Below are 12,318 nucleotides of genomic sequence, written 5' to 3'. Positions count from 1 at the left end.
GTGAACTTCCGCGGCGATACCCACCCCGAGGGCGATCGCCGCGCCCGCGGTGATCGTCGACGCGAATGCCTGCCCATAACGATCGAGCAGCCGTGTATACAGCCCGAACGTGCCCCCAAAGGCGGCGACGGACAGAAAGAAGATCGCGAGCACAGCCCAGAACCACCAGCTCCCGCTCATCGCCACCGTCAGTGGAGTGGTCACCCCGGGCAGAATGCGAGGAAGGACCAGATAACCGGCGCCGGCCCAGAGAAGTACGGTGAGAGCTGCGCGCACCCACGCGTCGGCCGGCATCCGGCCAGGTTCGGCCCCCGGCTTGTGGGTGGTGATGAGAGAACCGCGTGCCCGGGTCGAGAAGACCGGGCCATCGATCCACCAATTCTCCGGCCAGTACCCGGCAGCACTCCCCCGGGGGTTCCGGTTTCGCGATGGGTACGTCCATTGCAGCCTCCCGGTTCAGGCACCCGCCGGGTACCGACGTGCGCACTCGCACCGGCGGTGTGCGGCTGCATCGGTCGGGCGACGGCGCGTGCCGGGCAGGAGACCATTATTCATCCCCCGCACGGCGAATGGGGGCGTTTATGACGTCGCCGGTCCGTGTGCCGGGCGCCGGAGTGAGCCGCCGGCCCGCGTGCTGGCAGCCGGCCGGACGACATACCCGGGCCGTCAGGCGGAGCCGGCCAGCGTGCCGACCTGACGCACCGCCCGTTCCAGGGCGTACGAGGTGTCCTCGGCCATGCCCTTGACCTCGCCGTTGAGCCGCGAGACCACCTGCAGTGCGGTGCCCAGGGTGTCGATGGACCAGAACCGGGTCTGCGCCTGGACCTTCTTGACCTTCCACGGGGGCAGTCCCTGCCGCGCGAGATCCCCTGGGGCGACCCCCCGCTGGGTGCCGACCAGAGCGATGGAGTTCACCGCATCGGCCAGCGCGTCGGCCAGCACGACGTGCGGGACCCCGGTGTGCATCGCCCACTCCAGTGCTTCGATGGCCCCCGCCACGTCGCCGACCACGGCCCGCTCGGCCACGGTGAAGCCGCTGACCCCTACTACGCCGGAGTGGTACCGGCGAACGGCCTCGACGTCCACCTTGCCGCCGGTGTCGGCCACCAACTGGTCACATGCGGAGGCGAGCGAGCGCAGGTCCGTGCCGACCGCCTCGACGAGCGCCTCACACGCCTCCGGGGCCACGCGCACATTCAATCCGCGGAACTCCGACCGGACGAAACCCATCACCTCGGTGTGCCGGGTGATCTTGCCCGCCGCGTGTTCCTCGGCACCGGCCTTGCGCAGGTCCGCCGCCAGGGTCTTGGCCCTGCCCCCACCGGTGTGCTGCACGATCAGCACTGTCTCCGCCGGCAGGTCCCGGGCCGCGTCCAGCACCGCGGCGACGGCGTCCTTACCCAGCTCCGCGGCCCCGGTGATCACCACGATCCGGGCCTCACCGAACAGCGACGGGGAGAGCAGTTCGAACAACTGGGCCGCCGTGACCTCCGGGCCACCGAGCCGGGAGACCACGGGCGGGTCCTCCCCCGCAGGTGTAGCTGCCCGGACCACCGAGACGACCCCCATCGTGGCGCGCTCGGTGAGGAACTCATCCTCGCCGAGCACGAGATGAAGTGGAGCCGGTGCGGGGCCTGCCGCCATGGGGAGAACTCCTCGTCGTCGTCGTGATCGTTGTCGTCGTCGCCGACGTCACCAGTGCCGTCGTCGTCCCCGACATCACCAGTGCCGTGGTCGTCCCCGACATCGTGCCACGTCGCACCGACAGGCCCGCGGCCCCGTCGCACGCGAGCCGGCACCTCACGGCCGGCGCTCGGCGTCCTCCATCACCATCCGCTCGCGGGTGTCACCGTGGAGGGTGGTGCCCCCGGCGACCGGCTCGTGGAGGGCTCCGGAGGTGTCCGGAACCGCGGAGCCCTTCTCGATCTCTGACTCGGAGAGCGTGCCGGAGAACCTCTCGGTCAGTTCGCGGAACAGCCGGTGCGAGGCCTTCGCTGAGCGCGCTTTGGGGCCGACCGGCCGCTCCTGCTGCGGGTCGGTGCAGGCGTCGACGATCGCCTCCACCACGATGTCGGGGTCGTCCAACGCGGCCAACCGTGGCGCGTGTCCGGTGTAGTTGCCGACGTGCTCCCACCACGGCGTGTCGGCGGCCCACGGCAGGATCGTGCTGACCTTGATCGACTCACCCAGCCCGGCCAACCGCAACTCCTCGTTGAGCGAACGGCCCAGGCTGGAGATCCCCGCCTTCACGGCGGCGTAGCTGGCCTGATAGGCCAGCGGCACCTCCCCGGCGACCGACCCGACGTTGATGAGCACCCCCTCGCCACGCGCACAGAAGCGGCGCAGGGCCACGTGCGACCCGGACAGCATGCCCTTGAAGGTCACGTCGACGAGCCGGGTGTGGTCGGCGAGCGGAACCTCCCAGAACAGGCCCATGACGCCGACGCCGGCGTTGTTGATCCACACGTCGATGTGGCCGGTGAGTTCCTCGGCGCGCACGGCGAGCCGCTCGACGGCGTCCGCATCGCTGACGTCCGTGGGCACGGCCAGTGCGCTACCGCCGACCTCGGTGATCTGCGCGACCACCTCGTCGAGCAACGCGGAACGTCGGGCGGCGACGACGACGTGGGCGCCCCGCGCACCGAGCGCCAGTGACGCGCCGCGGCCGAATCCGCTCGATGCGCCCGTGATGACGATGGTCCGTCCCGCCAGGCTTCCCCGAGTGCCCACGACGCCCCCTCCCTGTCGGACCCCCGCGGGCCCGGATGTGCGCATCATGGTCCACCGCGGACGTCGACCGTGCATCCGGTACGCCCACACCCCGAGCGGCCGGGGTGTGCGCGGTGGGAGCCCCGGGGCTGTGCGCCTACGCTCGGCGGTCCGGGACCATCCCACTGCGGGTCGCCCGGCCGCGAACCGAGAGGACAGACACGTGACGACGACCCAGGGCGAGGCCACCGATCCCGGTGAGATGGCACGCCGCGTCTTCGGGTGGGACGGGTTGCGCCCGCCGCAGGCCGGGGCGATCGAGGCGGCGATCGCCGGCCGGGACGTGCTGGCGGTCTTGCCCACCGGGTAGGGGAAATCGGCGATCTATCAACTCGCCGGGATGATGGCAGAGGGGTCCTGTGTGGTGGTCTCGCCTCTCATCGCGTTGCAGACCGACCAGTGCGAAGGCCTGAACTCGCTCGCGGACCGCGCGCCCACCCGGTCGATGGCGATCAACTCCTCGCTCGGGGCCCGCCAGCAGGCTGATGCGTGGGACGAGGTCGTGGCCGGTCGCGTCGACTTCCTCTTCCTCACCCCCGAACAGCTGGCCAAACGGGAGGTCCTCGACCGGGTCCGTGAGGCCGGGCCGAGTTTTCTCGCGGTCGACGAGGCCCACTGCGTCTCCGCCTGGGGACACGATTTCCGGCCTGACTACCTGCGGCTGGGCGCCGCGCGGCACCGTATGGGGTCGCCGACCGTCATCGCCCTCACGGCGACCGCGTCGACGCCGGTGCGCGAGGAGATCGTCGACAGGCTCGCCATACCCGACGCCCTGGTGCTGGCCGGCGGGTTCGACCGGTCCGAGCTCCACCTGGCGGTGCGGCGTCATGTCGAAGACGACGACAAACAGGACGCGGTCGTGGAGCGGGCAGTCGAGTTGGCCGGCCCCGGCCTGGTCTACGCCGCGACGCGCCGGTCCACCGAGGAGTACGCCGAGCAGATCGCCGCACTCTCGACCGAGGCGGGCCGGCCGCTGAGCGTCCGCGCCTACCACGCCGGGCAGAAGGCGGCGGTGCGCGAGGAGACGCTGGGCGACTTCGTGGACGGTGGGCTCGAGGTGGTGGTGGCGACCAGTGCGTTCGGCATGGGGATCGACAAGGAGGACGTGCGGTTCGTCCTGCACGCGGACATCCCCGACTCACTCGACACCTACTACCAGGAGGTGGGGCGGGCCGGCCGGGACCGGGATCCGGCCACGATCGAGCTGCACTACCGCAGCGAGGACCTGGGCCTGCGCAGCTTCTTCTCCTCGCACAACGCGGACGAGGAGGTCATCAGGTCGGTTTTGGCCCACCTGCGCCGCGCCGATGGCCCGGTGCGGCTGACCCATCTGAAGAAGGCCCTCGACGTCGGTGCGAAGCGTGTCACGGGCGCGGTCAACCTCCTGGAGGCGGCGGGCGTGCTGACCTCCGGTCGCCGGGGGGTGGCGTTCGCGGAGGACGTGAAGACCGGGGTCGCGGTGCGCCGGGCGGAGGAGACGTCGGACACGCTCGAGCGCATCGAGCGCTCACGGATCGAGATGATGCGCGGCTACGCCGAGACCGACGGGTGTCGACGCCAGTTCCTGCTCGGCTACTTCGGCGAGGAACTCGCCGAACCGTGCGGGAACTGCGACACCTGCGACGCCGGCACAGCCGTCGACATCACCCACGACGCGGACGACTTCCCCCTGCAGTCCGCGGTGGTCCACCGAGAGTGGGGTTCCGGAATCGTCATGAGCGTCGACGACGACCGGCTCACCGTGTTCTTCGCCGAGCAGGGCTACCGCACGCTGTCACTGGACCGGGTCCGCGAGCAGGATCTGCTCACCCGGGCGTGACCGTCGGCGAGCCCGGCAGCCCCGCCGCGACGCCGGCGACCGTGTCGAGCCACCACAGGGCCGGTGCGCACGCCGCCGCGAGCAGCACCGCACCGTCCTCCCACACCGGCCCCACCGCGGCCGCCAGGGTTCCCAACACCGTCACCATCGGCACCGCCGGCGCCACGGCGATGTTCGCCGGCAGCGCCCACGGGCCGGTCTCCAGACCGGACGCGGCGAGCACCGGCAAGGTCGCCACGTGCGCCACGACGCACACCGCCAGCACATCCGCGACCCGACCCGGCATCCACGTCCGGCGGATCCGCTCCGCCACCGGGCGCGCCGCGAGCACGAGCGCCGCGGTGGCCGCCACCGACAGCACGAACCCCGCGCCGGTGGCGGTCACGGGGTCGAGCATCGCCACCAGCAGCACGATCGCCGCCAACGCCGCGAGCGGCCGGCCGGAGCGGTGGGCGGCCAGGGCAGCCAGGCCGATCGCCCCGGTCCCGGCCGCGCGCAGCACCGCGGGCTCCGGCCCGACCACCGCCACGAATGCCGCCAGCGCCAACCCGGCGGCCACGATGCGACCACGCCGACCCACCCCGACTCCCGCGGCCACGAGCAGCACCGCCCCCACGACGTAGGTCGTGTTGGCCCCGGACACCGCCGCCAGGTGGGACAGCCCGGCCGCGCGGAAGTCGTCCCTCGTCTCGGTGGACACGCCGCCCTCGTCGCCCAGGACGAACGAGGGCAACAGGCCGACCGACTCGCCCTCCAGGGCTCGCGCAGACACCTGCCGCATCCGTTGGCGCACCGCCGCCGGGATCCGCCCCGCCGCGCCCGGCTGCCCGATCACCGTCGGCGGGGTCAGGGCCCGCAGCGCCGGTGGATCGCCCGACGACAGTGGCTCGAGCACCGCCACCGAGACCCGCACCCGGGTGCCGGGCGGCAGCCCGCGCCAGCCCTCGCGGGCGAGCAGCACCACGTCGAGATCGGCCTGCCTCGCCGACCGGCCCGACCCCGTCACCTCGACCCGCACCGGCACCATCACGCCCCCGGAACGCACCGGCCGGTCGAACCCGGTCACCTCGGCCTCGATCCCGGTCCGTTCCCCCACCGCCGCCGGCAACGGGTGGGCCGCCAACGCGTGTGCCCGGGCCGCCTGCACCCCGGCCGCGACCGCCCCCACAGCGCAGACGACCGTCAGCACCCCCAGCGCAGGATGGTCCGGGCCGCGCTCGACTCCTCCGGCCACCGACCACACCGCCGCCACCACCGCGCCGACCAGCAGCACCACCGCCACCGCGAGCGCCATCGACGGCCGGACGCCGACCGTCGCAGCGGTGACGACGAAGACCGCCAGCGTCGGCGATACGAGCCGCAGGTCTCGGATCGCCGGGACCCGCGGCCCCGCTTCGCCTTCCCCGCCCGGCCGGGCCGCGCCGCCGGGTGCGGGCGGATCCGTCGCCCCCACGTCGCGGTCAGACCGTCACGAGCGGTCGGAGCTTGGCCAACGTGGCCGGGCCTATGCCGTCCACCTCCGCCAACTGGTCGACGCTCGCGAACGACCCATTCGCGGTGCGCCAGGACAGGATCGCGGACGCCGTCACCGGCCCGACTCCCGGAAGCTCGTCGAGTGCGGCGGCGTCGGCGGTGTTGAGGTTGACCGGCCCCGGGGCACCCGATGCCTGACCGCCCGCCTCTCCGGCCGGCGGCGCCCCTCCCGCCTGCGGGGTCTCGGAGCCCGGGCCCACGATGTCGCTTCGCGGGCCCCGCGGCCCGTCCGGCCCGGGTGCCACGCCGACGAGGATCTGCTCGCCGTCGACGACCTTCCGCGCCAGGTTGAGACCGTCTCTGTCACCGCCGTCCAACACCCCGCCGGCGTGGTCCAGCGCGTCGGCGACGCGCGACCCCGCCGGGAGGGTGACCAGTCCACTGCGTCCGACCATTCCGACCACCGCGACGACGACGATGCCGTCTCCTGCCTCCGGTGCGGCGGGCACCGTGGACGACGTTCCGCTCCCCGGCGCGGAGGATGCTCCCGGCTCGGTCGGCGATGCCGTGTCGTCGGCACCGACCGTGACGCCCGGTGTCGCCAGTGGGAGCTGCGGCACCGGAGCGGCCTCGGGCACGGTGGACAGCAGACGGTGGACCGAGAACGCCCCGAGTCCCACCACGAGCACCACCAGTGCGATTCCGGCCAGGCGGTCGGGCGCCCAGCGGATGCGGCGCCACCACGGCGGGTCCGCCCACGAGGACAGGTCCGGTTCGGCGGGCGGGACTCGCTCGGGGCGATCACCGTCGGGCCCGGGCGTCGCCCACGGTGCGAGAGGGGTCGCGGCCGACAGATCGGGCGGCGGGGCGACAGCGGGGAACTGCTCGGTCGGCGCAGGGCTCGCGACGTGATCCGGCATCGGCCTCGCGTCCGACGCGGCAACCGTATCCGCGGCCGGCTGCAGGGCGCCGGCCAGGCGCTGCAGGGCCGCCGCTCTCGTCGGGTCCCGTCCCGCGTCGGCGGGGGCGACGGAATCGACCGGGGTGGCGGGCCGTGCCCGGTTGTCGGATCGCATGGCGCCGACGCTAGACCGGGGTGGGCCGCGCTTCCGGCCGTGGCGGGGCGATCAGTCGGTGGCCTGTGGAGAGGGCGAGGGGATGGGGAATTCCGGGTCCTCGAGGTCCGTGACGGACACTCCCACTGTTCCGGGCCCGAGATGCCAGGCCAGCACCTCGTCAAACTCGACGATCAACACGCGCTCCGGGAACTGGGTCTCCTTGCGGATCTCGGTGGCCATCTCCTCGGCCCGATCCCCGGCCTGGTGGTGATGGACCACCACCAGGACGTCACCGCGGTCGACCTCGTCACGCAGAAGCGTCCGAAGCCGCTGATGCGCCTTGGAGGTGGTCCGGGCCTTGGCCGCGAGGTCGACCGAGCCCTTGCGCAGCACGATCACCGGGCGCATCGCCAGTGCACTACCGAAGATCGCGGCGACCGCGCTGATCCGGCCGCCCCGGCGCAGATGTTCGAGTGACTCCAACGCTGCGAAGGTCGACGCGCCCCGGCTGAGGCGCTCGGCGAGCTCGTATACGCCGGACAGTCCGAGCCCGTTCCGGGCAGCCCACGCGCACTGGGCCACAGCCGCACCGAACGCCATGCCGGCGCACCGGGAGTCCGACACCAGGACGCGGCCGCCGAACCTGGTGGCCGCGTCGACCGCGGACTCCCACGTGCGCGACAGCTCCCGGGACAGGTGCACCGAGACCACCCCTGTGCACTCCGGGTCGGCCAGCAGCCGCTCGTAGATGGTGGCCAGCTCGTCGGGGCTCACCGCCGCCGTGGACACGGCGCGCTCCTCCTCCTCGACGACGTGCAGGGGTACGACGGTGATGTCGAACGCGCGCACCCAGCTCTCGGGCAGGTCGGAGGCGGAGTCGGTGACGAGACGGATGGTCACGGGGCACCCACCGGTGGGGTGACGCCCGCATTCCACTGGTCCAGTCGCCACAGCAGGCCGCGGGCCGTGTCGGTTCCGGGGGGAACGTCGAGGTCGGCGGACGGTCCGTCGGATTCCTCGGGTCGACGGTGCGCGGAGAGTTGCACCCAGCAGGTGTTGCCCAGTCCGTTGAACATCGGGTACTGCTCCACCGGAAGCTCCAGCAGCGCGGCGGTCATCGCCGCGATGGCACCGCCGTGGGCGACGATCACCGCGGGGCGCTCGCTCCACTCCGGCTGCTGTTGGACCATCTCGTCGACGACCGCGCGGGTCCGACGCGCGACGTCGATCCGGCTCTCTCCCTCAGGTGGCGACCACCGCGGGCTGCTGCGCCACCGCAGTCGCGCATCAGGCCACTGCTCGTCGACCTCGGAATGACTCATTCCCTGCCACGTCCCCAGGTTCGTCTCGCGCAGCCGCGGGTCGGTGTGCACGTCCAGTCCCACCTCGGTGGCCAGCGCCGCCGCGGTGTCGCGGGCGCGTCGCAGGTCCGAGGAGAGGATGGTCCACGGGCGGCGCGGGGCGAGAACCCGGCCGACCGCGTGCGCCTGCCGGACACCCAGTTCGCTGAGTTCGGTGTCCAGCTGGCCCTGCATGCGGAACGACGCGTTGTAATGCGTCTGTCCGTGCCGCAGGAGAATGAGACGACGAGTCACCGCGGGTCAGAGCTCCTGATCTCGCCGCGGCTCCTCCGGTGCCAGCGCGTCCTCGGCGGCACCGGACGAGCCGGCGCCGGCCGGGCGGGTGCTGGTCTGCACGCCCTCGATCTCCACGATGGGGCAGTCCTTCCACAGGCGGTCCAGCGAGTAGTAGTCGCGCTCGTCGACGTGCTGGACGTGCACCACCAGCTCGTTGTAGTCCAGCAGTGCCCACCGCCCCTCGCGGGTGCCCTCACGACGCAGCGGCTTGTGGCCGGCCTCGCGGAGCTTGTCCTCGATCTCCTCGACGACCGCGTTGACCTGACGTTCGGTCTCCGCGGACGCCAGGACGAAGGCGTCGGTGATGACGAGTTGGCCGGAGACGTCGAGGACGACGATGTCGGTCGCCAGCTTGTCGTCTGCGGCACGGGCCGCGATGGCGGCCATGTCCAAGGCCTCGGGGCTTGCGGTCACTGGGGGATCTCCTCATGGTGGGGGTCGATGGGGACGGGCTCCCGGTGTACCGGGGCCGTCACTGCGGGGGTGCCGTCGAGGCGGGTCGAGCCCTCCGGCCGATACAGGTTGCGTTTGGCGATGTACTGCACGACCCCGTCCGGAACGAGGTACCAGACGGGCGCACCGGCGGCCGCGCGGCGGCGGCATTCGGTCGAGGAGATCGCCAGTGCCGGGATCTCCAGCAGGTGGACCCGGCCGTCGTCGATCTGGGCGAGATGCGTGTCGGACAGTTCGAATCCGGGGCGGGACACGCCGACGAAGCTCGCCAGTCCGAACATCTCCTCCCATCCGTGCCACGTGAGGATCTTCTCCAGCGCGTCGGCGCCGGTGATGAAGTACAGGTCGATGTCCGGCTGCTGGCGCAGCAGGTCCTTGAGCGTGTCGAGTGTGTAGGTGGGCCCGTCACGCTCGATATCGACGCGACTGACCGAGAAACGCGGATTGGAGGCGGTGGCGATGACCGTCATCAGATAGCGGTCCTCTGCCGGCGAGACCCGCCGGGTGTCCTTCTGCCACGGCTCGCCGGTGGGCACGAACACCACGTCGTCGAGATCGAAACGGTGGGCCACCTCGCTGGCCGCCACGAGGTGCCCGTGGTGGATCGGATCGAACGTCCCGCCCATCACTCCGATGCGGCGACGTGCGCCTGAGGCGGCCCCGGTCGTGGTCATGGTGGTCGAGTCTATCGGGCGGGTCTCACACCCGGTCGCCACCCGCACCGCCTTCACCCGTCACACCGGCAACAGGCCCGCGACGACCGCCGTGAGCTGTTCCACGTTGCGGCACTCGTGCATCGGTACGTACTGGGAGTAGAGCCTGGCCGCCGAGTCGCCCGTCCCCCATTGGCGCTTCGGTTCCGGGTTGAGCCAGTGGGTGTGCCCGACGCGCTCACTGACGAACTCGAGCGATGTCACGGACGGGTCCCGGTAGTTGTTCCGCCCGTCCCCCAGGATCAGCAGCGAGCCGGTTCTGGTGAGGGTGTGGGCGTAGCGGTCGGCGAAGCCGGACAGCGCATGCCCGTAGTCGGAGTGTCCGTCGTAGGTGACGATCTCGGCCTCGCGGACCATGCGGGCCATCGCCGACCCCAGGTCGGATCCGGTCTCGAAGAACGACGTGACCTCGTCGGTGGTATCGACGAAGGCGAACACCCGCACGCGCGAGAACTGCTCCCGCAGCGAGTGCACCAGCTGCAGGGTGAAGTGGCTGAAGCCGGCCACCGAGCCGGAGACATCACACAGCACCACGAGCTCGGGGCGGGCCGGCCGGGGTTTGCGCAGCACCAGTTCGACGGGAACGCCCCCGGTGGACATCGATCTGCGCATGGTCTTGCGCATGTCGATCGCCCCGTGCCGGTGGCGGCGGCGCCGGGCGGCGAGCCGGCTACCGAGCTGCCGCGCCAGCGGTCCGACCTTGCGTCGCAGCACCTGGAGGTCCTGATCGTTCGCCCGAAGGAAATCGACCTGCTCGGCGGCCTGCCCGACCGCGTACTGGGCAACCCGGTCGCGACCCACCGTCTCCGCTGTACGGCGGCGGGTCTCGTCGGCGACCTCGCGGAGGAAGCCGCGCACCATGTCCGCAGCGGAGTTGGCGGCGGCGGACTTCTCGGCGTGTCGCTTGGCCCCGTCCGGGTCGAAGGGGTCCGCGCCGAGAAGTCCGTCGAGGACCTTCTGCATGATCGCGCTGGTGTCGAGCGGGCTGAGCGCCTGGTACGCGGAGAAGCGTTGGCCGCCCGCCGAATCGTAGGAACCGAGCTGCTCCACGAGGAGCTCGGCCAGTGCCCGGGCCTTCGCTCGGGACTCGTCGGTGTCCTCGAGCAGCAGTGAGGCGATGAGCTCGTTGAGCGCCTCTGGGTCGACCCGGCCGTCCTCATCGGTCGGGATCTCCACCTCCAGCGTCACCGCGTCCCCCGGGGACCTGCCACCGATCGCGGCGGGGAACCACAGGTCGAAGAGCTGGTCGAACACGCCGCGGTGGGTCGGCTTGTGCAGGATCGTCGACGCGAGCGCCTCACGCAGGGCGGCACGGTCGAGCAGGTCGATGTGCACCATCGCCGACGCCGCGTCCACTGCCTCACTCGGGCCGACGGGGATCCCCTTGCGTCGCAGCGCGTCGACGAAGTCGACGAGGTGCCCGGACATCCCACCCGGTGACTTCTGGATGCTCGACGCCTCGCTCATGGTGCCCACCTCCCGATCGGCGTGTCGTGCCCGGACTAGTTGAGCCGCAGCTCGGCGGCCGCCCGCAGCTGGTCGGACTGATGCTTGAGGACCACGCCGAGGGTCTGCAGGACCACCTCGTCGTCGATGGTGTCCAGACCCAACGCCACGAGGGTGCGTCCCCAGTCGATGGTCTCGGACACGCTCGGCACCTTCTTGAGCGCCATGGCTCGCAGCACGCCCACCACACGGACGAGCTGCTCGGCCAGCCGGTCGTCCAACTCGGGGACGCGGGAGGCGAGGATCTTGCGCTCGAGCTCGGGCGTCGGGAAGTCGAGATGCAGGTAGAGGCAGCGCCGCTTGAGCGCCTCGGACAGCTCGCGGGCCGCGTTCGAGGTCAGCACGGCGAACGGGCGCCGGGTCGCCTCGATGGTCCCCAGTTCGGGGATCGTCACGGCGAAGTCGCTGAGCACCTCGAGAAGCAGGCCCTCGATCTCGATGTCGGCCTTGTCCACCTCGTCGACGAGCAGCACGGTGGGCTCGCTGCGCCGGATGGCGGTGAGCAGCGGTCGCGAGAGCAGGAACTCCTCGGAGAACACGTCGTCGCGGGTGGAGTCCCAACCCTCGCCCTGCCCTGCCTGGATCCGCAGGATCTGCTTGGCGTGGTTCCACTCGTACAGCGCGCGGGCCTCGTCGACACCCTCGTAGCACTGCAGGCGGATGAGTTCGGCCTCGGTGGCCGCGGCGACGGCCTTGGCCAGCTCGGTCTTGCCGACGCCCGCCGGCCCCTCGATCAGCAGCGGCTTGCCCAGCCGGTCGGCCAGGTAGACGACCGTCGCGGTGGAACGGTCGGCGAGGTAGCCCTGCTGTCCCAGCGCCTCGATCACGTGGTCGATGCTCTGGAACGCCGGTCGCTGGGCGGTACGGGCGCGGTCCATATGGTGGATCCT

The 12,318-nt window shown here is 71.7% G+C and carries 13 protein-coding genes; 2 read left to right on the top strand and 11 right to left on the bottom strand.

Translation table 11 applies throughout. From position 1 onward, the window contains the following. From ACWIE7_RS14055 to ACWIE7_RS14045, 3 genes are all read right to left on the bottom strand, one after another. Positions 1-204 (bottom strand): hypothetical protein (locus ACWIE7_RS14055; RefSeq protein ID WP_454069569.1); only part of this gene is annotated, 204 nt, incomplete at its 3' end. Between the two features lie 462 nt (positions 205-666). Continuing rightward, positions 667-1,644, bottom strand: coding sequence for a DNA polymerase III subunit delta (gene holA, locus ACWIE7_RS14050; protein ID WP_454057133.1), 978 nt, complete (start codon positions 1,642-1,644; stop codon positions 667-669). 156 nt (positions 1,645-1,800) lie between these two features. Beyond that, entirely contained in the window at positions 1,801-2,730 is a 930-nt protein-coding gene (locus tag ACWIE7_RS14045; RefSeq protein ID WP_452099392.1) for an SDR family NAD(P)-dependent oxidoreductase, read from the bottom strand. A 202-nt stretch (positions 2,731-2,932) separates the two neighbouring features. Between ACWIE7_RS14045 and ACWIE7_RS14040 the strand changes: the two genes are divergently transcribed. Both ACWIE7_RS14040 and ACWIE7_RS14035 read left to right on the top strand, forming a co-directional pair. Next, entirely contained in the window at positions 2,933-3,079 is a 147-nt protein-coding gene (locus ACWIE7_RS14040) for a hypothetical protein (protein WP_454069567.1), read from the top strand. 12 nt (positions 3,080-3,091) lie between these two features. Further along, positions 3,092-4,588, top strand: coding sequence for a RecQ family ATP-dependent DNA helicase (locus tag ACWIE7_RS14035; protein WP_454069573.1), 1,497 nt, complete (start codon positions 3,092-3,094; stop codon positions 4,586-4,588). On the opposite strand, the gene ACWIE7_RS14030 is transcribed toward ACWIE7_RS14035, so the two are convergent. From ACWIE7_RS14030 to ACWIE7_RS13995, 8 genes are read right to left on the bottom strand one after another with little or no spacing between them, the layout of a single operon-like run. Then, positions 4,575-6,041, bottom strand: coding sequence for a ComEC/Rec2 family competence protein (locus ACWIE7_RS14030; protein ID WP_454069565.1), 1,467 nt, complete (start codon positions 6,039-6,041; stop codon positions 4,575-4,577). The two genes, ACWIE7_RS14035 and ACWIE7_RS14030, sit on opposite strands and share 14 nt — an antisense overlap. 7 nt (positions 6,042-6,048) lie before the next feature. Beyond that, a complete protein-coding gene (locus ACWIE7_RS14025) occupies positions 6,049-7,137 on the bottom strand; it encodes a helix-hairpin-helix domain-containing protein (protein WP_454057137.1) in 1,089 nt (362 codons plus the stop codon). Positions 7,138-7,188: 51 nt separating this feature from the next. Next, a complete protein-coding gene (locus ACWIE7_RS14020; protein WP_452099388.1) occupies positions 7,189-8,019 on the bottom strand; it encodes a DegV family protein in 831 nt (276 codons plus the stop codon). Then, positions 8,016-8,714, bottom strand: coding sequence for a histidine phosphatase family protein (locus ACWIE7_RS14015; RefSeq protein WP_452099387.1), 699 nt, complete (start codon positions 8,712-8,714; stop codon positions 8,016-8,018). Before ACWIE7_RS14015 ends, ACWIE7_RS14020 begins: the two co-directional genes overlap by 4 nt. A 6-nt stretch (positions 8,715-8,720) precedes the next feature. Continuing rightward, a complete protein-coding gene (gene rsfS, locus ACWIE7_RS14010) occupies positions 8,721-9,170 on the bottom strand; it encodes a ribosome silencing factor (RefSeq protein WP_454069563.1) in 450 nt (149 codons plus the stop codon). Then, positions 9,167-9,883, bottom strand: a complete 717-nt coding sequence (gene nadD, locus ACWIE7_RS14005) for a nicotinate-nucleotide adenylyltransferase (protein ID WP_230929576.1) — start codon at positions 9,881-9,883, stop codon at positions 9,167-9,169. The genes rsfS and nadD overlap by 4 nt, the downstream gene beginning before the upstream one ends. Positions 9,884-9,943: 60 nt before the next feature. Continuing rightward, complete coding sequence (locus tag ACWIE7_RS14000) at positions 9,944-11,389, bottom strand: vWA domain-containing protein (RefSeq protein ID WP_452099386.1); 1,446 nt, start codon at positions 11,387-11,389, stop codon at positions 9,944-9,946. Positions 11,390-11,424: 35 nt separating this feature from the next. Continuing rightward, the gene (locus ACWIE7_RS13995; RefSeq protein ID WP_230929578.1) at positions 11,425-12,306 is read right to left on the bottom strand and encodes an AAA family ATPase; all 882 of its coding nucleotides are present in this window, start codon (positions 12,304-12,306) and stop codon (positions 11,425-11,427) included. Between the last annotated feature and the right edge of the window lie 12 nt (positions 12,307-12,318).

The organism is Dietzia sp. NPDC055343 (assembly GCF_053645265.1).
Note: the sequence above shows the minus strand (reverse complement) of the source record. Positions and strands in the feature narration are given on the sequence as shown.